Annotated in this window: 20 protein-coding genes; 16 read left to right on the top strand and 4 right to left on the bottom strand. The window is 70.4% G+C overall.

What is annotated here, in order from left to right; translation table 11 throughout:
- The first annotated feature begins 64 nt into the window (after window positions 1-64).
- The 9 genes from htpX to AB3X52_RS02045 all read left to right on the top strand — a co-directional run bounded on the left by htpX (window position 65) and on the right by AB3X52_RS02045 (window position 10,046).
- Entirely contained in the window at window positions 65-985 is a 921-nt protein-coding gene (htpX, locus tag AB3X52_RS02085; protein ID WP_367991058.1) for a zinc metalloprotease HtpX, read from the top strand.
- A 30-nt stretch (window positions 986-1,015) separates the two neighbouring features.
- Window positions 1,016-1,603, top strand: coding sequence for a PspA-associated protein PspAB (gene pspAB, locus AB3X52_RS02080; RefSeq protein WP_367991057.1), 588 nt, complete (start codon window positions 1,016-1,018; stop codon window positions 1,601-1,603).
- Window positions 1,604-1,713: 110 nt separating this feature from the next.
- Window positions 1,714-2,973: an efflux RND transporter periplasmic adaptor subunit gene (locus tag AB3X52_RS02075; protein ID WP_367991055.1), complete on the top strand. Its 1,260-nt coding sequence runs from the start codon at window positions 1,714-1,716 to the stop codon at window positions 2,971-2,973.
- On the top strand, window positions 2,970-3,668 hold the full coding sequence (locus AB3X52_RS02070; protein ID WP_367991054.1) for an ABC transporter ATP-binding protein: 699 nt from the start codon (window positions 2,970-2,972) through the stop codon (window positions 3,666-3,668). The genes AB3X52_RS02075 and AB3X52_RS02070 overlap by 4 nt, the downstream gene beginning before the upstream one ends.
- Window positions 3,665-4,894, top strand: coding sequence for an ABC transporter permease (locus AB3X52_RS02065; protein ID WP_367991053.1), 1,230 nt, complete (start codon window positions 3,665-3,667; stop codon window positions 4,892-4,894). Before AB3X52_RS02070 ends, AB3X52_RS02065 begins: the two co-directional genes overlap by 4 nt.
- A gap of 42 nt (window positions 4,895-4,936) precedes the next feature.
- Complete coding sequence (locus AB3X52_RS02060; protein WP_367991052.1) at window positions 4,937-5,824, top strand: hypothetical protein; 888 nt, start codon at window positions 4,937-4,939, stop codon at window positions 5,822-5,824.
- Window positions 5,821-7,875 carry an HlyD family efflux transporter periplasmic adaptor subunit gene (locus AB3X52_RS02055; RefSeq protein ID WP_367991051.1) on the top strand — a complete coding sequence of 685 codons (2,055 nt, stop codon included), beginning with the start codon at window positions 5,821-5,823 and terminating at the stop codon, window positions 7,873-7,875. The genes AB3X52_RS02060 and AB3X52_RS02055 overlap by 4 nt, the downstream gene beginning before the upstream one ends.
- A gap of 57 nt (window positions 7,876-7,932) precedes the next feature.
- Complete coding sequence (locus AB3X52_RS02050) at window positions 7,933-8,661, top strand: response regulator transcription factor (protein ID WP_367991050.1); 729 nt, start codon at window positions 7,933-7,935, stop codon at window positions 8,659-8,661.
- Complete coding sequence (locus tag AB3X52_RS02045; RefSeq protein WP_367991048.1) at window positions 8,658-10,046, top strand: sensor histidine kinase; 1,389 nt, start codon at window positions 8,658-8,660, stop codon at window positions 10,044-10,046. Before AB3X52_RS02050 ends, AB3X52_RS02045 begins: the two co-directional genes overlap by 4 nt.
- Window positions 10,047-10,176: 130 nt before the next feature.
- Here AB3X52_RS02045 and nadA read toward each other — a convergent pair whose 3' ends face one another.
- Window positions 10,177-11,361, bottom strand: coding sequence for a quinolinate synthase NadA (gene nadA / locus AB3X52_RS02040; protein WP_367991047.1), 1,185 nt, complete (start codon window positions 11,359-11,361; stop codon window positions 10,177-10,179).
- Between the two features lie 108 nt (window positions 11,362-11,469).
- On the opposite strand from nadA, the gene AB3X52_RS02035 reads away from it, so the two are divergent.
- Window positions 11,470-12,552, top strand: coding sequence for a glycerate kinase family protein (locus AB3X52_RS02035; protein ID WP_367991045.1), 1,083 nt, complete (start codon window positions 11,470-11,472; stop codon window positions 12,550-12,552).
- A gap of 98 nt (window positions 12,553-12,650) precedes the next feature.
- Window positions 12,651-13,004 (top strand): iron-sulfur cluster insertion protein ErpA, encoded by a 354-nt coding sequence (gene erpA / locus AB3X52_RS02030; RefSeq protein ID WP_367991044.1) that lies wholly within the window; start codon window positions 12,651-12,653, stop codon window positions 13,002-13,004.
- Between the two features lie 104 nt (window positions 13,005-13,108).
- On the opposite strand, the gene AB3X52_RS02025 is transcribed toward erpA, so the two are convergent.
- Window positions 13,109-13,369: a hypothetical protein gene (locus tag AB3X52_RS02025; protein WP_367991043.1), complete on the bottom strand. Its 261-nt coding sequence runs from the start codon at window positions 13,367-13,369 to the stop codon at window positions 13,109-13,111.
- Between the two features lie 118 nt (window positions 13,370-13,487).
- Here AB3X52_RS02025 and AB3X52_RS02020 point away from each other — a divergent pair, with 118 nt between their 5' ends.
- On the top strand, window positions 13,488-14,471 hold the full coding sequence (locus AB3X52_RS02020; protein ID WP_367991041.1) for a carbohydrate kinase family protein: 984 nt from the start codon (window positions 13,488-13,490) through the stop codon (window positions 14,469-14,471).
- Between the two features lie 68 nt (window positions 14,472-14,539).
- On the opposite strand, the gene AB3X52_RS02015 is transcribed toward AB3X52_RS02020, so the two are convergent.
- Both AB3X52_RS02015 and AB3X52_RS02010 read right to left on the bottom strand, forming a co-directional pair.
- The gene (locus AB3X52_RS02015; protein ID WP_367991040.1) at window positions 14,540-14,776 is read right to left on the bottom strand and encodes a sulfurtransferase TusA family protein; all 237 of its coding nucleotides are present in this window, start codon (window positions 14,774-14,776) and stop codon (window positions 14,540-14,542) included.
- Window positions 14,773-15,915 (bottom strand): cysteine desulfurase family protein, encoded by a 1,143-nt coding sequence (locus AB3X52_RS02010; RefSeq protein WP_367991038.1) that lies wholly within the window; start codon window positions 15,913-15,915, stop codon window positions 14,773-14,775. The genes AB3X52_RS02015 and AB3X52_RS02010 overlap by 4 nt, the downstream gene beginning before the upstream one ends.
- Window positions 15,916-16,021: 106 nt before the next feature.
- On the opposite strand from AB3X52_RS02010, the gene ctaC reads away from it, so the two are divergent.
- The 4 genes from ctaC to AB3X52_RS01990 all read left to right on the top strand — a co-directional run bounded on the left by ctaC (window position 16,022) and on the right by AB3X52_RS01990 (window position 20,651).
- Window positions 16,022-17,011, top strand: coding sequence for an aa3-type cytochrome oxidase subunit II (gene ctaC, locus AB3X52_RS02005; RefSeq protein ID WP_367991037.1), 990 nt, complete (start codon window positions 16,022-16,024; stop codon window positions 17,009-17,011).
- Entirely contained in the window at window positions 17,008-18,705 is a 1,698-nt protein-coding gene (ctaD, locus tag AB3X52_RS02000; RefSeq protein WP_367991036.1) for an aa3-type cytochrome oxidase subunit I, read from the top strand. Before ctaC ends, ctaD begins: the two co-directional genes overlap by 4 nt.
- A gap of 5 nt (window positions 18,706-18,710) precedes the next feature.
- Window positions 18,711-19,127 (top strand): cytochrome c oxidase subunit 4, encoded by a 417-nt coding sequence (locus AB3X52_RS01995; RefSeq protein ID WP_367991034.1) that lies wholly within the window; start codon window positions 18,711-18,713, stop codon window positions 19,125-19,127.
- Between the two features lie 255 nt (window positions 19,128-19,382).
- A complete protein-coding gene (locus AB3X52_RS01990) occupies window positions 19,383-20,651 on the top strand; it encodes a L,D-transpeptidase (protein WP_367991032.1) in 1,269 nt (422 codons plus the stop codon).
- Window positions 20,652-20,706: the final 55 nt, after the last annotated feature.

Genomic DNA, 20,706 nt, shown 5'->3' with positions numbered 1-20,706 from the left:
GCCGTCCCGCGCGCTTCCGACGCCTCTTGGGGCGACAGTTGGGAGCGTGCGGGACACTCATGTCATGGCACGCACGCGTTTCGTCGGTGACGCCGGGCTCACGGCCCGGATGACCACGGTGATGTTCCTCCTCGGCGCGGTCTTCGTCGCGCTGATCGTGGTGCTGATGCTGATCTTCCCGGCGAGATACGCGCCGTTCATCGCCGTCATCGGCCTCGGCATCGCCTGGTGGCAGTGGTACAGCTCCGACAGCATCGCGATGAAGGCGATGCGCGCCCGCGAGGTGACTCCTCAGCAGGCGCCCGAGCTGCACGCCATGATCGACCGGCTCTGCGCCCTGGCCGACATGCCGAAGCCGCGGGTCGGCGTCGCCGACACCGACCTGCCGAACGCGTTCGCGACCGGTCGCTCCCCGAAGCGCTCCGTCGTGGTGGTCACCACCGGGATCCTGCACCGGCTCGATGCCGAGGAGCTCGAGGGGGTGCTGGCCCACGAGCTGAGCCACGTCGCGCACCGCGACGTCCTCGTCATGACCGTCGCGTCGTCCGCCGGCATCATCGCCGGCATGCTGGCACGCGGTTCGCAGTACGGCGCGATCTTCGGCGGAGGACGGGACCGGCGCGGCAACAACAACGGCCTGCCCGTGTGGCTGGTCGTCCTCGTCGTGTCGCTGGTGGTGTACGCCGTCAGCTTCCTGCTCCTGCGGCTCCTCTCGCGCTATCGCGAGCTGTCGGCGGACCGGGCGGGCGCCCAGCTCACCATGAAGCCGCAGGCCTTGGCCTCGGCGCTGCAGAAGATCACCGGCGAGATCAACCGGATCCCGCAGCGCGACCTGCGGGCGGCGCAGAGCATGAACGCCTTCTTCATTGCGCCGGCGATCGGCGGCGTCTCGCTCCGCACGCTCACCTCCACGCACCCGTCGCTGGAGCAGAGGCTCGAGCAGCTCGCCCGCATCGAGGCCGAGCTCGGCCGCCCCAACGTCTAGCCGGCGGGCCCCGGGTAGGCTGCGAGGGCCATGGGATTCTGGGACGTCGTCACCGGCCGTTCGAAGCCGAAGCAGGCCAAGCTGGATGCGCTCTTCGCCGTGCCCGGTGCCGCCGTCACCCTCCAGGCCGCTCTCGGTCTGGTGCCGACCGGGGACGGCGCGGTCTGCTACCGGGCGGCGGCCGGGGCGGGCTTCGCGGGCACCCAGCAGGAGATCCTCGACCTGCTGAAGGCCTCCGACGGCGCGCCGCGTGTGACCACGAGCCAGGACTCCTTCGGCTTCACCTGGCTCGAGGTCGACCACGACCCGATCGACCCGGCCAACCCCGACCTCACCGGGCTCTGCACGGACCTCCACGCCGTCAACACCACGCTGGAGCTCCACGGCTACGGCCCCGGGCTGCTGTGCTCGCTCATCCCGTTCACCGGCGCCGACGGCCGCAAGGTGGGACTGGTCTACCTCTACAAGCAGGGCACCTTCTATCCGTTCGCGCCGACCGGCGACGACCAGCGCGACAACCTGCTCGAGATCTCGGTGCGTGACGCCGCGGCCGGCGAGCTCCCGCTTGAGAAGGACCTCTCCCGCTGGCTCGCGCTCTGGGGCGCTCCGGGCCTCTGACGTCCGGGCGGTCACAGGTTCGGCACAGGTTCGGCCCACAACCGCCACAGTCCGGGTCGGGAGAGTGCTCCCGGCGTGCCGGAGGAGTGCGCGGACGGAAGGGCGGATCGTTGGGCAAGCTACGCGCGAGGTTGCGTGCACTGGGCTGGAAGGGCGGGCTCGCGACGGTCGTCGTCGTGATGCTCGCCGTCGGAGGGACCGGCTGGTGGCTGATGACCCGCGGAGGGACGTCCCAGGCCGCGACCGCGATGACGGTGCAGGTCACGTCCGGCACCGTGAAGCAGACGGTGTCCACGTCAGGGACCGTCGAGGCCGCGAAGACCGCCGACCTCGACTTCGCCGTGTCGGGCACGGTCACGAAGGTCTACGTCGCCGCGGGTGACCGGGTCGTCAAGGGCCAGGCGCTCGCGCGGATCGACGACACCTCCCTGGTCGCGACCCGCGACGCCGCCCGGGCCTCGCTCACCGCCGCCGAGCAGCAGCTCACCGACGACGAGGACGCGGACGCCTCCGACGTCCAGATCGCGGCCGACCAGACCGCCATCGTGGCGGCGAAGGCGACGCTCGCAGACGCGCAGCAGGACGTGAAGGACGCGGTCCTGCGCGCCACCATCAACGGGACCGTCGCCTCGCTCGACCTCGCGGTCGGCGATGTCGTCGGCGGCTCCTCGGGATCGGGCTCGTCGGGCTCCTCCGGCGGCTCAGGTGCCGCCGGGACGGGCGGCTCGAGCACGAGCAGCGCCTCCACGAGTTCCAGCTCCTCCTCGGCTGTCACGATCGTGTCGACCAAGCGCTTCATCATCGACGCGACGGTGAGCGCCGACGACGCGCCCCAGGTGAAGAAGGGCATGCAGGCCACGATCACTGTGAGCGGTGCGAGCGACACCGTCTACGGCACGGTGAAGAGCGTGGGGCTCGTCGCGTCGGCCAGCTCGTCGGGAGCTGCGGTCTTCCCCGTCACCATCGACGTCACCGGTCAGCAGAGCGATCTCTACGCCGGCACCAGCGCCACGGCGACCATCACGGTCAAGCAGCGCACCGACGTTCTGACGGTGATGAGCCGCGCGATCCAGAGCTCGAACGGCAAGGCCTACGTCGAGAAGATGGTCGACGGCAAGCCGGTCAAGACACAGGTCACGGTCGGTGAGGTCTATGGCGCCACGACGGAGATCACGAAGGGCCTCAAGGCCGGCGACACCGTCCGGGTGTCGGGCGTGAGCCTGCCCGGCGGCAGCAGCTCGCGCACCGGCTCGGGGCGCTCCGGCAGCGGCTCCGGCGGGTACGGCAGCTTCGTCGGTCAGATGCCCGGAGGTGGCCAGATGCCGGGCGGCGGTCAGATGCCGGGCGGGATGCCGGGCGGTGGCTCGTGAGCCGCGAGATCGTCGTCGCGCTCAGCGGCGTCCGCAAGACCTATCGCTCCGGCTCGATCGAGTTCGAGGCGCTGCGGGGCGTGGACATGAGCATCGCCGAGGGGGAGTACGTCGCCGTGGTCGGCCCCTCGGGCTCCGGCAAGTCGACGTTGATGAACATCCTCGGCTGCCTCGACGTGCCGACCGACGGCAGCTACCACCTCGGTGGCGAGGACGTGTCGACCATGACCGAGGCCGACCTGGCGGTGGTGCGCAACCGGCGGATCGGCTTCGTCTTCCAGCAGTTCAACCTGCTGCCGAGCCTGCCGGCGTGGCGCAACGTCGAGCTGCCGCTGGTGTACGCCGGCGTGCACCGCTCGGAGCGTCGGGACCGCGCCGTCGAAGCCCTGACCCGCGTCGGCCTCGGCGATCGGACCGACAACAGGCCGGGCGAGCTCTCCGGCGGTCAGCAGCAGCGCGTCGCGGTGGCGCGTGCGCTGGTGACCGAGCCGGACATCATCCTCGCCGACGAGCCGACTGGGAACCTCGACTCGGCCTCGACCGAGGCGGTCCTCGGGCTGCTCGACGAGCTCCACGAGAGTGGCCGCACGATCGTGCTCATCACCCATGAGCACGATGTCGCTGCCCGGGCGAACCGCAACCTGACGATCCGTGACGGGCTGATCACCGCCGACGAGCCGGTGATGGCCTCATGAACTGGATCGAGACTCTGCGGACCGCGTGGGATGCGGTCCGCTCGCACCGGCTGCGGTCGATCCTGACGATGCTCGGCATCGTCATCGGCATCGCCTCGGTGATCCTCACCGTCGGCCTCGGCCAGGGCGCCCAGGACAAGGTGAAGGACCAGATCAGCGCGCTGGGCAGCAACCTCCTCATCGTCTCGCCCGGAAGCTCCACCAGCTCCTCCGGCGTACGCGGCGGCTTCGGGTCGGCCTCCACGCTCACGCTCCAGGACGCGGACGCGATCGGCGATGCGACCGCCGTCCCCGACGTGGCCGCCGTCGCGCCGGTGACCTCCTCGAACACGGAGGTGGACACCACCAGCACCAACTGGACCACGTCACTCGTCGGGGCGACGACCGCCTGGCCCGACGTACGCAAGCGGACGGTGTCCTCGGGGCGGTTCTTCACCGCGAAGGAGGTCGAGTCCGGCGCGAAGGTCGTCGTCCTCGGGCCCGACACGGCGTCCGAGCTCTTCAGCGGGCCGGTCAGCCCGGTCGGCCAGACTGTCACGGTCGGCGGCACGCAGCTGACGGTCATCGGCGTCCTCGCCTCGACCGGCAGCTCCTCGAGCGGTAGCAGCGAGGACGACACCGCCATCACGCCCATCAGCACCGCCAAGGCCCTCACCGGCTCGACCAGCTCCTCGGTCTCGACGATCTACGTCGAGGCGCGGTCCGACGCGGCGCTCTCGCCCGCCTACCAGGAGATCAACGCGCTCCTGCTCAACCTCCACGGCGTCACCGCCGACTCGGCCGACTTCAGCATCTCCAGTCAGGACTCGCTGGTCGAGACGGCCAACGCCACCAACAAGACGCTCACCGTCCTGCTGGGAGGCATCGCGGCGATCTCGCTGCTCGTCGGTGGGATCGGCGTCATGAACATCATGCTCGTCTCCGTCACCGAGCGAATCCGTGAGATCGGCCTGCGCAAGGCACTCGGCGCGACGCCACGGGTGATCCGACGGCAGTTCCTCGTCGAGGCCTCGCTGCTCGGCTTCGCGGGGGGAGTGGTCGGCATCCTGATCGCGGCCGCCGGCGCGCAGTTCCTGCCCGGCCTCATCGACCAACCGGTTTCGCTCTCCGTGGCGGCCACGCTCGCGGCGCTCGGCACCGCCCTCGCCCTGGGCATCGGCTTCGGTGTCTACCCCGCCAGCCGCGCCGCCCGCCTCACCCCGATCGACGCGCTCCGCAGCGAGTAGCTGCACTCCGCTCCGCCCATCTCGACGTACGAAGGAAGTCTCGTGAACCGCACGCTCCCGTTCCTCGCCCTCGCCACCGCCGGTCTGCTCACGCTCTCCGCGTGCGGCTCGTCCGGTGGCACGACCACGGCGGGCGACCAGCCGGCCCAGCAGGGGTACGCCGGCTCCGGCTCGGGCGCCGCCACCGGCTCCGGCGGTGCCGGCGGGCCCGGACAGGGCGGCGGCATGCCCGGCGCGTTCGGCAAGATCGCGGCGAAGAGCGGCAAGACGCTGCAGGTGCAGGGCACCGACAGCCAGGTCGCGGTCACCTACTCGGCCAAGACGGCGATCACCCAGGAGGTGACCGGGTCGATCAAGGATGTCAAGGTCGGGACCTGCGTCACGGTGATGCCGGCCGATGCGGGGTCGGGCTCGGCGAGCGGGTCGGCGAGTGCCTCGGCCAGCGGTCCCGTGACCGCCGGGACCATCCGGATCACTGCGGCGGTGAAGGGGTCGTGTGAGGGTGGCTTCGGCGGGCGTGGCTTCCGTCGGAACGGCGCCTCCGGCGCACCCTCGGGGATGCCCAGCAACCTGCCGAGCGACATGCCCTCGGACTTCCCCTCCGGCGGTGCGTCCGGTGGCCCGAGCGGCGGCCGGATGTTCGGTACCTCGGGGAAGGTGACCGCCGTGACCGCCGACGGCTTCACGGTCGCCGCCGTGACGCCCGGCTCCACGGACACCACCAGGGTGAGCGTCAAGGTCGGCTCGAGCGCCACCGTGACGGCCACGAAGAGCGCCACGGCGAGCGCACTGAAGGTCGGGAAGTGCGTCTCCGCGACCGGCCAGACCGATGACACCGGCGCGGTGACCGCCTCGAGGATCAGCCTCAGCGACCCGGTGGACGGCGAGTGCACCGGTGGCTTCATGGGTCGCAGCGGAGGCAGCCGGTGAAGCGCCCGGCCCGGCGCTGGCTGAAGGCCGCCACCGGCACGGTCGTGGCGGTCGTCGTGATCGGCGGCGGCTATGCGACGTACGCCGCCACCGCCAGCGGCGCCAGCGGCTATCGGACCGCTGCCGTCACCAAGGGTGACGTCGAGCAGACGCTCGCGCTCTCCGGCACCATTGCGCCCACCGGCCGGGTCGATCTCGCCTTCGGCACCTCCGGGACGGTCAGCAAGGTCGCCGCGGAGGGTGACAAGGTCACGAAGGGGCAGGTCGTCGCCCGCCTCGACCGCTCGTCGCTGCAGGCCACGGTGACCAAGGCGAAGGCCTCCCTCGCGTCTGCGCGGGCGCAGTTGGAGACCGACGAGGAGGCCCAGACCAGCGCCACGACGACGTCCTCCTCGAGCACCAGCACGTCGGCCGCCGGCTCCGAGGGCGGCACGACGACGGCGGTCTACGTGACTCGATCCACGACCGCCGGCGCGTCTTCCGTGACCCCGGTCGTCGCAACCGCCAAGGCATCAACGTCTGCGGGCTCCGTCGTCGATCCCGCCGCCTGTGCGAAGGACATCAGCGATGCGCTGAACGCGTTGAGCTCCGTGCAGGGCGAAGTGCCCGCTACGGGCGATGGCAGTGACCTCGCCCTTGCCATCACCGACGTCTCTGACGCCAAGAAGGATGTTTCGACGGCGCAGGATGCTGTCGACACAGCCCAGGGCAAGCTGAACGACGCTGTCGAGCAGCTCGACACACTGCTCGACACGGCCGCGTCGGACGGCACCTCGAGTTCGGACCTGATCGCGCAGATCAAGACCTGGCAGACGAAGGTGACGGACGCCGCTACGTCGCTCGGCGACGCGACCTCCGCGCTCGATGACGCAACGAAGGCTCTCTCGGACGCGACCACGGGGGCTGAGGCGCTGCTCGGGAACGTGAAGGGTGCGATCGTGACCCTCGGTGGCGACCTTTCGAGCACGGGCAACCTCGCCGCTAGCCTGCGCAACGCGCAATCCGACTGTGCCGGGACCGAGAACAGTGGCGACGACACGAGCGGATCCGAGGACGAGTCCGGCAAGTCCGGCCAGACGGGTCAAGGCGGACAATCCGGTAACAGTGACCAGCCCGGCAAGGGCCAGCAGACCACCCCGAGCCAGTCGGGCAAGGGTGGCAAGACCCCGAGCCTGCCCGGCAAGGGCCAGCAGACGCCCGGCGGTACTCAGAGCGCGCCGCAAGGCAGCGAGGGCACCCAGAGCGGCCAGAGCGGCCAGAGCAGCCAGAGCAGCCAGTCGGGTGGCGTGTCCGGCAGTGGTGGACGCAGCGTGACGGCGGCGACTCTCGCCAAGGACCAGGCCTCGATCGACCAGGCCAAGGCCGAGCTGGTCGCGGCGCAGCAGGCGCTGAAGGGCGCGACGCTGCGGGCGCCGGCGGCCGGGATCGTGGCCGCGGTGGACGTCGCGACGGGCGACTCGGCGAGCGCAGGGAGCGACGCCGTCACGATCGTCTCGAAGGGCCTGATCACCGTCGACGTGAACGTCACCAGCACGCAGGTGCGGGACCTCAAGGTCGGGCAGAAGGCGTCGGTCACCCCGGCCGGCGCCGACGACGCGCTCGAGGCGACGGTGACCGCGATCGGCCAGGTGCCGGCGACCTCCTCGGGCAGCACGACGTACCCGGTGACCGTGACACTGGCCAAGCGCGGGCTTGACCTGCTGACCGGCACCACCGCGTCGGTCGACGTCGTGGTCGGGTCGGCCGACGGCGTACTCACCGTCCCGACGTCCGCCGTGTCCGACGGGACCGTGACGGTGCTCGACGACGGCGAGCCGCAGCGCGTCCGGGTCACGACCGGCGTGGTGGGCCGGTCCCGGACCGAGGTCACCGACGGCCTCAAGGCGGGGGAGCAGGTCGTGCTGGCCGATCTCTCGACGCCGTTACCGACCGGCGACTCGTCCGGTCAGCAGGGCTTCGGCAGCGGGCAACGCGGCGGGTCCGCCAGCTTCAGCGGCGGCGGCTTCGGAGCCGGCGGGTTCAGCGGTGGCGCACCGACATTCTCCCGCTGACACCCGGCACAGAAGTCTCACAGGAAGCGCACAGCGGGATCGGTCAGGATGGGAGCCATGAGCACGACTGCGCCTGAGCTCACCCGGCCCGACGGATCGCCGCTGCGCGTCCTCGTCGTCGACGACGAGGTCAACATCGCCGAGCTGATCGCGATGGCCCTGCGCTACGAGGGCTGGGAGGTGGCGAGTGCTCACACGGGCAGCAAGGCGGTGGCGGCGGCGCGCGAGTTCGATCCCGACGCGATCGTGCTGGACATCATGCTGCCGGACTTCGACGGGCTGGAGGTGCTGCGCCGCGTGCGCGGCACCTCGCCCGACGTACCCGTCGTCTTCCTCACCGCCAAGGACGCCGTCGAGGACCGCGTGGCCGGGCTGACCGCGGGCGGCGACGACTACGTCACCAAGCCGTTCTCGCTCGAGGAGCTGGTGGCGCGACTGCGCGCCCTGATGCGGCGAGCGGGTGCCGCGCGGGTCGAGGAGCGCTCGGTGCTGCGCGTCGGTGACCTCGAGATGGACGAGGACAGCCGCGAGGTCTTCCGCGACGGCCAGGAGATCACGCTCACCGCGACCGAGTTCGAGCTGCTCCGCTTCCTCATGCGCAACCCGCGCCGGGTCCTGTCGAAGGCCCAGATCCTCGACCGGGTCTGGAACTACGACTTCGGCGGCCAGGCCAACGTCGTCGAGCTCTACATCTCCTATCTGCGCAAGAAGATCGACGCCGGTCGCTCGCCGATGATCCACACCATGCGCGGCGCGGGGTACGTCCTCAAGCCGGCCACCTCATGAAGCTCCTCGCCTCCCTCACCTCACGGCTCGTCCTCACCGCTGTCGCGCTGGTGCTGCTCGTCAGCGTCGTCATCGGCGCCATCACCACCCTGGCGATGCGCAACAGCCTGATGGACCGGCTGGACCGCGACGTCCGCGAGCTGGCGCAGGGACGTCCGCCGGGTGTCCGGAACAACCTCCAGCCGAACGCCCTGTCCGTCTTCGTCCCCGACAGCGGTCAGGCCAGCGGGTGGGTGGTCGACGGGCCGAACGACTACCGCGCGATCTCCACCGCGGGCCTCGACGCCGCGGCCTCCGTCACGGACGACGCCCGCCCGCACACCGTGGACGTGCCGGGCCTGGGCAGCTATCGCGTCGTGGCGGGTGCCGGCGTGGTGCCGAGCACCGGTCAGACCGGGACCGTCGTCGTGGGCCTGCCCACCAAGGACGTCGACGACACGATCCACAACCTCATCTGGTGGGAGGCGGCCCTCGCGCTGCTCGGCATCGCGGTCGCGGGATCCGCCGGCACCTACGTCGTACGACGCCAGCTGCGCCCCCTGCGCGAGGTGGCCGCCACGGCGAACACCGTGGCGGGCCTGCCACTCGCGTCCGGCGAGGTCGAGGTGTCGCAGCGAGTGCCGGAGCGGCTGACCGATGAGCACACCGAGGTCGGCCAGGTGGGCGCGGCTCTCAACACCCTGCTCGCCCACGTGGAGTCGTCGCTCTCGGCGCGGCATGCGAGCGAGCAGCAGGTGCGGCAGTTCGTCGCCGACGCGTCGCACGAGCTGCGGACGCCGCTGACGACGATCCGCGGCTACACCGAGCTCGCCCAGCAGCGGCCGGCGGCGGTCCCGACGGCGCTGGCGAAGGTGGAGGAGGAGTCGGTCCGGATGACCGGCCTCGTCGAGGACCTTCTGCTCCTGGCACGGTTGGACCAGGGTCGCCCGCTCGAGCGCGAGCCGGTCGAGCTCACCCGGATGCTGCTCGAGGCGGTCGACGACGCACGGGTCGTCGCGCCCGACCACACCTGGCAGCTCCACCTCCCGGCAGGGGTCGACCCGGAGGAGTCAGACGTCGTCGTCCCCGGCGACGAGCAGCGGCTCCACCAGGTCATCACCAACCTGCTCACGAACGCCCGACGCCACACCCCGGCGGGGACGACCGTCACCGTCACGGTGCGGCCCGACGGGTTCGACGTCCACGACGACGGTCCAGGCTTCCCGCCCGAGCTCGTCCCGCGCGCCTTCGAGCGATTCACCCGCGGCGACAGCGCGCGTCAGCGCGACGGCGGCGCCGGCCTCGGGCTGTCTCTCGTGCAGGCGATCGTCGCCTCCCACGGCGGCAGCGTCACCCTGCGCAGCGCCCCGGGGGACACCACGATCGCCGTACGCCTCCCGCGCTGAGATGTCGGTTGTGACGCGCCGAGATGTCGGTTGTCGCGCGCCGAGATGTCGGTTGTGACGCGCCGAGATGTCGGTTGTGGCGCCAGAATCGACATCTCGACTGGTCGGAATCGACATCTCGACCAGGTGATCAGTCGTTCTGGGTCTTGCCGGGAAGCTCGAGCATCCGCTCCAGGGCGACCTTGGCGTAGTGCTCCGTGTCGGGGTCGACCTCGATGCGGTTGACGACGACCCCGTCCACGAGAGACTCAAGCGCCCACACGAGGTGGGGGAGGTCGATGCGGTTCATCGTGGAGCAGAAGCAGACCGTCCGGTCGAGGAAGACGATCCTCTTGTCGGGGTGACGGTCGGCGAGACGCTTGACGAGGTTGAGCTCGGTGCCGATGGCGAACGCCGCGCCGGCGGGTGCGTCGGCGACCGTCTTGATGATGAACTCGGTCGACCCGACGAGGTCGGCCTGGGTGACAACCTCGTGGCGGCACTCGGGGTGGACGAGGATCTGGATCCCCGGGATCTCGGCGCGCAGCTCCGCGATGGTGTCGGGGGAGAATCGGCCGTGGACCGAGCAGTGGCCCTGCCACAGGATCATCTTCGCCTCGCGCAGCTGCTCGGCGGTCAGGCCGCCGTTCGGCCGGTGGGGGTTCCAGACCACGCAGTCGTCGAGCGAATAGCCCAGCTTGAGCACCGCGGTGTTGCGGCCGAGGTGCTGGTCGGGGAGGAAGAGGATCTTCGCGCCGCCCTCGACGTCGGCCTTCTGGTCGACGGCCCACTCCAGCACGGTCTGGGCATTGGAGGAGGTGCACACGACGCCGCCGTTGCGGCCGCAGAAGGCCTTGATGTCGGCGGAGGAGTTCATGTAGGTCACCGGCACGACCTGGTCCTGGATCCCGGCCTCGGCGAACGCGTCCCAGCAGTCCTCGACCTGCTGCAGTCGGGCCATGTCGGCCATCGAGCAGCCCGCCGCCAGGTCGGGCAGAACCACCTGCTGGTCGGCGGAGGTGAGGATGTCGGCCGACTCGGCCATGAAGTGCACGCCGCAGAAGACGATGAACTCCGCCTCCGGGCGCGCCGCCGCGTCACGCGCGAGCTTGAAGGAGTCACCGGTCACGTCGGCGAACGCGATGACCTCGTCACGCTGGTAGTGGTGGCCCAGCACGAACACCCGGTCGCCGAGCTTCTCCTTCGCGGCGAGGGCGCGGGCGACCAGGTCCGGGTCGGACGCCGGCGGCAGGTCGCCGGGGCACTCCACGCCCCGCTCGGAGGAGAGGTCGGTACCACGCCCGAGCGGCAGCAGCGGAAGGTCCACGGTCGTCATGGCCCCAGATCTTATGCCCGGGTGCGGTGGAGGCTCACAGGAGTGCGCCGTTGTGAACCTACGGCGTCGCCACGACTGACCACGCTTGCCACCCACTAGGTTGGCCCCATGCGCGTCCTGGTCGCTCCTGACAAGTTCGCCGGCACGCTCACGGCACCCGAGGCGGCCGCGGCGATCGCGTCCGGCTGGCGCCGGCACGCCCCGGACGACGAGCTCGACCTCGTGCCGATGGCCGACGGAGGCCCCGGCTTCGTCGACGTCCTCCACGAGTCGCTCGGCGGCCGGCTGCTGCCGGTCACGGTCCGCGGGCCGCTCGGATCGCCCGTCGAGGCGACCGTGCTGATCGACGGTGAGACGGCGTACGTCGAGTCCGCGCAGGCCTGCGGCCTGCACCTCACCCGGAAGCAGGATCCCGAGAAGGCGACGACGTACGGCGTCGGCCAGCTGCTCCTGGCCGCGCGGGATGCGGAGGCGCGCCGGATCGTGGTCGGCCTGGGCGGGAGCGGGACCAACGACGGCGGCGCCGGGATGCTCGCCGCGCTGGGCGCGACGGGCGACCGGCCGCTCGACGCAGGGCCGCTCGGGCTCGAGGGCGTCACGCGGGTCGACATCCCGCGCGAGGCGCTCGCCGGGATCGAGCTGGTCGCCGCCAGCGACGTGGACAACCCGCTGACCGGCATCTTCGGCGCCACCCGGATCTTCGGCGGACAGAAGGGTTTCGACGACGCCGAGACTCCCCGGTGGGACGCCGCGCTGGAGGCGTTCGCCGCCGCGACCGACCGCTTCGTCGCGTCGGGCAAGGGCGCCGGTGCGGCGGGCGGTCTCGGGTTCGGGCTGCTGCTCCTCGGCGCCGAGCGGCACCCCGGGGTAGAGGTCGTCGCCGAGGCCGTCGGGCTGCTCGCCCGCGCACGGAAGGCCGACGTCGTCCTCACCGGTGAAGGCTCCTTCGACCCGCAGAGCGGTGGCGGCAAGGCTCCTGCCGGCGTCGCGGCCGTCGCCGGTGAGGCGGTCCGGCCCTGTGTCGTCCTCGCCGGGCAGGTGACGGTCGGCGCCCGGGAGATGCGCGCGCTGGGCGTCGAGGCGGCGTACTCGCTCCTCGACATCGTCGGCGAGGAGCGCGCCTTCGCCGAGCCCGCGGCGGCGCTCGCCGACCTCGCCGAGCGGGTCGCCCGGACCTGGTCACGCGACTGACGCGACCGCGACATCGACGTACGCCACCGGGAATAACCAGAGGTGTGCGACGATTGGTCGAAGAGACAGACCTCCGCACCCATCACTAGGGGAGCCCCATGACTGAGCAGATCACTGAGCGCCGCGCCGACAGCATCAACCTGAGCCCGGTGGCGGCCGCGAAGGTGAAGAGCCTCCTCGAGCAGGAGGGCCGCGACGACCTCAACCTGCGCATCTCCGTGCAGCCGGGCGGCTGTTCGGGTCTGCGCTACCAGCTCTTCTTCGACGAGCGCAGCCTCGACGGTGACGTCGTCACCGACTTCGACGGCGTCGGCGTCGTGGTCGACCGGATGAGCGTTCCCTACCTCAACGGCGCCATGATCGACTTCGTGGACACGATCGAGAAGCAGGGCTTCACGATCGACAACCCCAACGCCACCGGCTCCTGCGCCTGCGGCGACAGCTTCCACTGAGCCGAAGGTCCACAGGCATAAGAAGAGCCCCCGCCGGCACGGCGGGGGCTCTTGCCTTCCGTGGGAGGGATGCGGAAGGCAGTACGTCGCGCGAGCGGGCTCGCTCAGTCCTGCTCGAGCGCCAGGGCGTCGGCGACGCGATGGGCCGCGGCGAGGAGACCGGTCCCGCCTGCCGGCACGCCGAGGTCCTCGAGACGCAGCTGCGGCGTGGGTCGGTGCGCGTCGCGCGGAGCCGGGACGTAGGCGAGGGCCGCGCCGGCCGCCCGGCAGTCGTCACGCAGCTCCTGGGGCGTCGGCAGGTCGTCGTACGCCATTCTGGTGAAATCGCTGGTCAGGCGCGCTGCGGGACCCGTGATCGCGGTCATACTGCGACGCTACGTACTACCCACCGGTAGAAGAAGCAGGACCGAGCGGTAACTTCCGCGCCGGTGCGGAGGCTCGCGGGTGGGGGATGCCGGGGAGCTGCCCGGTAGGGTGCCGATCATGCCCGGATCCCTCCTCATCGCCGGTTCCATCGCCACCGACCACCTGATGACGTTCGGCGGCAAGTTCGCGGACTCGCTCGTGGTCGACCAGCTCGACAAGCTCTCGGTGAGCTTCCTCGTCGACGACCTGGAGATCCGCCGCGGTGGGGTGGCCGCCAACATGTCCTTCGGCCTCGGTCGGCTCGGTCTGCGTCCGGTGCTCGTCGGCGCGGTGGGGGAGGACTTCGGCGACTACCGCTCCTGGCTGGAGCGGCACGGCGTCGACTGCGACCACATCCATGTCTCCGAGACCCGCCACACGGCGCGCTTCGTCTGCACCACCGACACGACGATGGCGCAGTTCGCCAGCTTCTATCCGGGTGCGATGAGCGAGGCCCGCGAGATCGAGCTCGCCCCGATCGTCGCGAAGGTCGGCGACCCGATGTACGTCGTCGTCGGCCCCGACGACCCCGACGGCATGCTGCGTCACACCGACGAGTGCCGCCAGCGCGGCTACCGCTTCATCGCCGACCCGAGCCAGCAGCTCGCGTTCAGCGGCGGCGACCTGATCCGCAAGCTTGTGGACGGCGCGGCGCTGCTCTTCACCAACGAGTACGAGTCCCACGTCCTCGAGCAGAAGACCGGCTGGTCCGCCGAGGAGGTGCTCGCCCGGGTCGGCACCCAGGTCACCACGCTCGGCGCCGACGGTGTCCGGATCAGCCGTCAGGGGCAGGAGCCGATCGTGCTCCCCGCGGCGAAGAACGTGACCGCCGTCGAGCCGACCGGGGTAGGCGACGCGTTCCGTGCCGGGTTCCTCGCCGCCCTCGCCTGGGAGCTGCCGCTCGAGCGCGCCGCCCAGGTGGGCTGCGTGCTGGCGGCGTACGTCGTCGAGACGGTCGGCACCCAGGAGTACTCCTTCACCGGCGCGGAGTTCGTCGCCCGCCTGCGTGAGTCGTACGGCGACGACGCGGCCGACCAGGTGGCCCCCCACCTGCCGCGCTGAGCCGGCGGGCTCGGGTTGTGAGTGTCAGCGAGGGCCATAGGCCACGCTGACACTCACAACCGCGGGCGTCAGCTCAGGCGCCGCACGACATAGAGCGGTACGCCGTCGTCGGCGGTCTCCTCGCCGACGTACCCCTGGCCGCGCATCCGCGCCCAGGCGGGCACGTCGACGCGGGCGGCCGGGTCGGTGGCGGCGACCGCGATGAGCTGGCCGACCTCGACGTCCCCGATGTGGCGCCCGAGCTCGATGACCGGCAGGGGGCAGGCCTTGCCGCGGCAGTCCAGCGTGTGGGCCGGCGCGGTCACAATCCGGCCTCCGCACGGATCTTGGCGACGACCTCGGGCAGGGCGTCGAGGAGCCGCTCGACCTCGGCGCGAGTCGTGTCGCGCGTGAGCGCGAGCCGGACGTTGCCGTGGGTGAGCGCTCCCATCGCCGCCAGGACGTGACTCGGCTCCAGCGTCGAGGCCGTGCAGGCCGAGCCGCTCGCGACGCCCAACCCGAGCCGGTCGAGCCCGGTGACGAGCGCCTCGCCGTCGACGTAGAGGCAGGAGAAGGTGACCAGGTGGGGGAGCCGGTCGTCCGGATCGCCGACGACGTCGACGTCGGGGATGTGGGCCACTCGGGCGCGCACCAGGTCGATGAGCTCGCGCTGCCGGGCATTGACCTCCGCACGCTCGGCGACGACGGCCTGCAACGCTGCCGCAGCGGCGAGGGCCCCGGCGACGTTCTCGAACCCGGTGGTGCGCTCGTCGATGCGGTCGTCGCCGGGGAACGGGCTGCGCCAGCGCGTTCCCTTCCGCACCAGCAGGACCCCGACCCCTGCCGGGCCGCCCCACTTGTGGGCGGAGCCGGCGAGCGCGGACCAGCGCTGGGGGAGGGGATCGCGGCCCATCGACGCGCAGGCGTCGACGAAGAGCGGCACGTCGTCGGGCAGGCCCAGGTCGTCCACGGGCTGGTCGGTGCCCACCTCGTGGTTGGCGCTCTGAAGCGCAGCCACGGCGACACCGTCCTGCCCGGCCGCGGCGGCGAACGAGGCGAGGTCGACGCGACCGAGGTGGTCCACGCCGACGACGGACGGCTCGCCCCACCACTGCGCCGCATGGTGGACCGACTGGTGCTCGACCGCGGAGTGGACGACCACGCGCCCGATCCGGCGGCGTGCTTCGGCCAGTCCGAGCAGCCCCAGGTGCACGGCGTGCGTGCCCGACGGCGTGAACGTCACCTCGTCGCGCCGAACCCCGAGGGACTGGGCGACGACCTCGCGCGCGTTGTCGAGCAGCAGACGCGCGTTGCGCGCCGGGCCGTGGAGACGGCGCGGGTCGGCGTACCCCTGCTCGAGCGCGGCGAACAGCACGTCACGGGCCGCGGGATGGAGCGGTTCGGAGGAGGCGGCGTCGAGATAGGAGTAGCCGTGCTGCGGGCGTTCCGCTGCGCCATTCGTCACGGCTCCACGTTAGTGGCCGACCCTCCCTCTCGCCCCGGCGACCATTCCGATAGTCTGCGGCTTATCCCGTGATTGCTTGAGAGAGAGGCTCGTAGTGGGTCTGCACGTGCCAGGACTGCACTCACCAGCAGCCGGCCGGACACGTCCGGTCGGCACTCGCGCGCGACGCGGCGCTCTGCTGGCCACGCTGGCCGCCGGCTCCGTCCTGTTGGGCGGCTGCTCCGGCGAGGCGAAGCGGCTCGGCATGCCCGACCCGCGATCGGAGCAGGGTGAGCACATCCTGCACCTGTGGCAGGGCGCATGGATCGCCGCACTGATCACCGGCGTCATCGTCTGGGGACTGATCTTCTACGCGGTCTGGCGGTTCCGCCGCCGGAGCGAGACCGACATCCCGCTCCAGACGCGCTACAACCTGCCGCTGGAGATCTTCTACACGATCGCGCCGGTCCTGATGGTGATCGTGCTGTTCTCCCACACCGTCAAGACGCAGAACGCCGTGCTCGACGATGACGTCGTCCCCGACAACGTGATCGAGGTCGTCGGCCAGCAGTGGCAGTGGACCTTCAACTACGGCATCGGCCAGCTCGACAACGACGCCGACCAGGACCTTACCGACGACACCTACCCCTACCAGGACTACGCGTTCGACGCCGGCACCGGCTCGCACATCCCGGTCCTGGTGCTCCCGGCGGGTGAGACCACCCGCTTCAACCTGCACTCCGCGGACGTCATCCACGACTTCGGCGTTCCGGACTTCGACATGAAGATGGACGTCGTCCCCGGCCGGGTCAACCACTACTCGGTGACCACCAAGGCCGCGACCGCGGCGTTCGACCCGAACGGGACGGACCTCCTCAAGCCGGTCAAGGCGGGTCAGTCCGCGACCTTCCGCGGCGCCTGCTACGAGCTGTGCGGTCTCTACCACGGGCGGATGATCTTCAAGGTCGCGATCGTCAGCCCCAGCGACTACGACCAGTACGTCAAGGCGCTCCAGGCCAAGGGCTTCGAGTCCAAGGGTGCCCCCGTCCTCGGTGGCGGCAAGTCCACGCTGCCCGCCGATCTGAACGCTGATGGAAGCGAGGGAGAGTCCAAGTGACCGCCACCGCTGCGAGCCCCACCACCACGGTGGGGAGCCGCAAGCCTCTGGGCCAGCAGGTCTACCGCCTCCTGACCACCACCGATCACAAGCTGATCGGCAAGATGTATCTCACGACCTCGTTCGCTTGGTTCCTGGTCGGTGGCGTCATGGCGCTGCTGATCCGCTCGGAGCTTGCGTTCCCCGGCCAGCAGATCGTCAACGACGAGCTCTACAACCAGCTCTTCACCATGCACGGCACGATCATGCTGCTGCTGTTCGCGACCCCGCTGTTCTTCGGCTTCGGCAACGTGATCATGCCGCTGCAGATCGGCTCGCCCGACGTGGCGTTCCCGCGGCTCAACATGTTCAGCTACTGGCTGTTCCTGTTCGGCGGCCTGATCGCGGCCTCCGGCTTCTTCACCCCGAACGGTGCGGCCGACTTCGGCTGGTTCGCCTACACCCCGCTCTCCACCGCGCAGTACTCCCCGGGCGCGGGTGGTGACCTGTGGATCATGGGTCTCTACATGGCCGGTCTGGGCACGATCCTCGGTGCGGTCAACTTCATCACCACGATCATCTGCATGCGCGCGCCCGGCATGACGATGTTCCGGATGCCGATCTTCGTCTGGAACACGCTCGTCACCTCGCTGCTGGTCCTGATCGCGTTCCCGGTGCTCGCGGGCGCCCTGCTCATGCTCGAGTCCGACCGCCAGTTCGGCAGCCACGTCTTCGACGCCGCCCACGGCGGCCCGATCCTGTGGCAGCACCTGTTCTGGTTCTTCGGTCACCCCGAGGTCTACATCATCGCGCTGCCGTTCTTCGGCATCGTGACCGAGATCCTGCCGGTCTTCAGCCGCAAGCCCGTCTTCGGGTACGTCGGCCTGGTCGGCGCCACCCTCGGCATCGCGGTCCTCTCGGTGGCCGTGTGGGCCCACCACATGTTCGTCACCGGCGCCGTGGACCTGCCGTTCTTCTCCGGCATGACGTTCCTGATCGCTGTGCCGACCGGCGTGAAGTTCTTCAACTGGATCGGCACCATGTGGGGCGGGTCGATCAGCTTCGACACTCCGATGCTGTGGACGATCGGCTTCCTCACGACCTTCCTCTTCGGCGGTCTGACCGGCATCATCCTGGCGAGCCCGCCGCTCGACTTCCACGTGTCCGACTCCTACTTCGTCGTGGCCCACTTCCACTACGTCGTCTTCGGCACGGTCGTGTTCGCGATGTTCGCCGGCTTCTACTACTGGTGGCCGAAGATGACCGGGCGGATGCTGAACGAGCGTCTCGGCAAGGTCCACTTCTGGCTGCTGTTCATCGGCTTCCACACCACGTTCCTCGTGCAGCACTGGCTGGGCGTCGAGGGCATGCAGCGTCGTATCGCCGACTACCTGCCCTCCGACGGCTTCACCACGCTCAACCAGGTCTCGACCGTGGGTGCGTTCCTGCTGAGCCTCTCGATGCTGCCGTTCTTCTACAACGTCTACATCTCGCGTCGTGCGCCGAAGGTCACCGTGGACGACCCGTGGGGCTGGGGCCGGTCGCTGGAGTGGGCCACCTCGTGCCCGCCGCCGCGCCACAACTTCCACAGCATCCCGCGGATCCGCTCGGAGTCCCCGGCCTTCGACCTGCACCACCCCGAGATCGCGGCCCTCGAACTGGGCCCTGACGCAGAGGTCGCCGCCGCCCGCGGCTCTCACGGTAAGGAGGGCTGAGCCCGATGAAGTCCGAAGCCTGGATGTTCGTGTCCTGCACCGTGTTCTTCGCGCTCGCCACGCCGGCGTACTGGTTCGTCACGGCGGCGAGTGAGCACGGCGGTGACTGGACCGGCACCTCGGCGCTCACCATGTGTACGCTGCTGGTGCTGATGATCTCGCTCTACCTCGGCTTCCACGCGAAGCGGATGGACCCGCGTCCCGAGGACCGTCAGGACGGCGAGATCGCCGACGGCGCCGGCGAGCTCGGCTTCTTCCCGCCGTACTCCTGGTGGCCGCTGTGGACGGCGCTCACGCTGTCGCTGAGCGTCTTCGCCGTCGCGATGGCTGCCTGGTGGCTGCTCATCATCGCCGCCGTCGTCGGCTTCATCGCCCTCGCCGGCTGGAACCTTGAGTACTACCGAGGCGAGTTCAAGCACTGACGCCGCCCGACACGCGCTCTCGCTGCGTTGCGGCCGCTCGACGACCCGCTTCGCTTGGAGGTCGCCTTCGCGTCCACGCCTGGCGATAACACGCACCGGACGACGTCAAGAGAACAGTCGCATCACCCGAACCCCGCGCAATCCGGAGGCAACCGGAGCGCGGGGTTCGGCGTCTCAGGGGTGTCACCAGTTAACCTAGGGCGGGGCCGACCGACGGGGGGCGGCCCGCCCTTGTTCCTGTTTGGAGTCTTCGCCATGACCTTGGTCCGCCGTCCTCGACGCCACGTGCCCACCTCGGCGCGCCGATCCGGACGTGCCGCTGCGCTCGTCGTCGCGGTGTCCGCGGCGCTCGCGCTGAGCGGCTGCGGCGCCGCCGGATCGGGTTCGCCCGACGCCGGTCCCGCGGCGGTCGGCTCCGCAGGCGACGCCGATGCCACCACCAGCGCGTCTCCCGCGGTGCCTGCCGTCTCGGTGCGCGCCAACGTCAAGCGCGGCGCCCACGATGTCGCTGTGGACAAGGTCGTCACGCTCACCGCGAAGAACGGCACGTTCGAGGATGTCGTCGTCTCGGCCGCGAAGGGCGCGCGCATCGCCGGCAAGCTCTCGGCCGACCGTACGACGTGGACCGCCTCGCAGCTGCTCGAGCCGGGGACGACGTACACCATCGCCAGCACGGCGGTCGACACCGACGGCAAGGTCGCGAAGAACCGCTCGAGGTTCGCGACCAAGGCGCTCACCCTCGACGAGCAGACCTACCCGTCGGTCGCGCCGCTCAACGGTGAGACCGTCGGTGTCGGGATGCCCGTGATCGTCACCTTCGACGTTCCGGTCACCAACAAGGCGAGCTTCGAGAAGCACATGCACGTCACCTCGACGCCGTCCCAGCCCGGCAGTTGGTACTGGCTGAGCGACAAGGAGGCGCACTGGCGGCCGAAGACCTACTGGAAGGCCGGCACCAAGGTCGACGTGAAGGTCGACGTGAACAGCGTCGCCGCCGGTGGGGGCATCTACGGCCAGGAGGACCGTGACGTCTCCTTCCACGTCGGCGACGCCCACATCTACCGCGTCAACGCGCAGACCGACCAGATGAAGGTCTTCTCCAACGGCAAGCTGCTCCGGACGATCCCGGTCACCACCGGGAAGCCGGGCTTCACCACGCGCAGCGGTGTCAAGGTCATCATCGAGAAGTTTCCGGTCAAGCGGATGAACTCCGAGACCATCGGCATCGGCAAGAACGACCCGAACTACTACGACATCGACGACGTCCAATGGGCGATGCGGATGACGTATTCCGGTGAGTTCCTGCACGCCGCGCCCTGGTCGGTGGGCAGCCAGGGCTACGCGAACGTCTCGCACGGCTGCACCGGCATGAGCACGGCCAATGCCGACTGGCTCTATCACATGAGCCGGCGCGGTGACGTCGTCGAGACCACCGGCACGGACCGCTCGATGGAGTTCAGCAACGGCTACGGAGACTGGAACATGAGCTGGGCGAGCTACCGGAAGGGCTCGGCGCTCTCCTGAGCCCTCTCGTGCGTGGAGGGGCCGCCCCGACGGCCGGGCGGCCCCACCCCCCGGC

The sequence above is a fragment of the Nocardioides eburneus genome, assembly GCF_040838215.1.
In the GTDB taxonomy this organism is placed as follows: Bacteria; Actinomycetota; Actinomycetes; order Propionibacteriales; family Nocardioidaceae; genus Nocardioides; species Nocardioides eburneus.
This window is presented reverse-complemented; position numbering and strand designations above follow the sequence as displayed.

Bases quoted from the DNA above. Each gene is read 5' to 3' on its own strand.
- AB3X52_RS02020 (WP_367991041.1), top strand. From the start codon at position 13,488: ATGCCCGGATCCCTCCTCATCGCCGGTTCCATCGCCACCGACCACCTG.
- AB3X52_RS01990 (WP_367991032.1), top strand. From the start codon at position 19,383: ATGACCTTGGTCCGCCGTCCTCGACGCCACGTGCCCACCTCGGCGCGC.
- htpX (WP_367991058.1), top strand. From the start codon at position 65: ATGGCACGCACGCGTTTCGTCGGTGACGCCGGGCTCACGGCCCGGATG.
- AB3X52_RS02045 (WP_367991048.1), top strand. From the start codon at position 8,658: ATGAAGCTCCTCGCCTCCCTCACCTCACGGCTCGTCCTCACCGCTGTC.
- AB3X52_RS02025 (WP_367991043.1), bottom strand. From the start codon at position 13,369: ATGACCGCGATCACGGGTCCCGCAGCGCGCCTGACCAGCGATTTCACC.
- AB3X52_RS01995 (WP_367991034.1), top strand. From the start codon at position 18,711: ATGAAGTCCGAAGCCTGGATGTTCGTGTCCTGCACCGTGTTCTTCGCG.
- AB3X52_RS02050 (WP_367991050.1), top strand. From the start codon at position 7,933: ATGAGCACGACTGCGCCTGAGCTCACCCGGCCCGACGGATCGCCGCTG.
- AB3X52_RS02065 (WP_367991053.1), top strand. From the start codon at position 3,665: ATGAACTGGATCGAGACTCTGCGGACCGCGTGGGATGCGGTCCGCTCG.
- pspAB (WP_367991057.1), top strand. From the start codon at position 1,016: ATGGGATTCTGGGACGTCGTCACCGGCCGTTCGAAGCCGAAGCAGGCC.
- AB3X52_RS02035 (WP_367991045.1), top strand. From the start codon at position 11,470: ATGCGCGTCCTGGTCGCTCCTGACAAGTTCGCCGGCACGCTCACGGCA.
- erpA (WP_367991044.1), top strand. From the start codon at position 12,651: ATGACTGAGCAGATCACTGAGCGCCGCGCCGACAGCATCAACCTGAGC.
- nadA (WP_367991047.1), bottom strand. From the start codon at position 11,361: ATGACGACCGTGGACCTTCCGCTGCTGCCGCTCGGGCGTGGTACCGAC.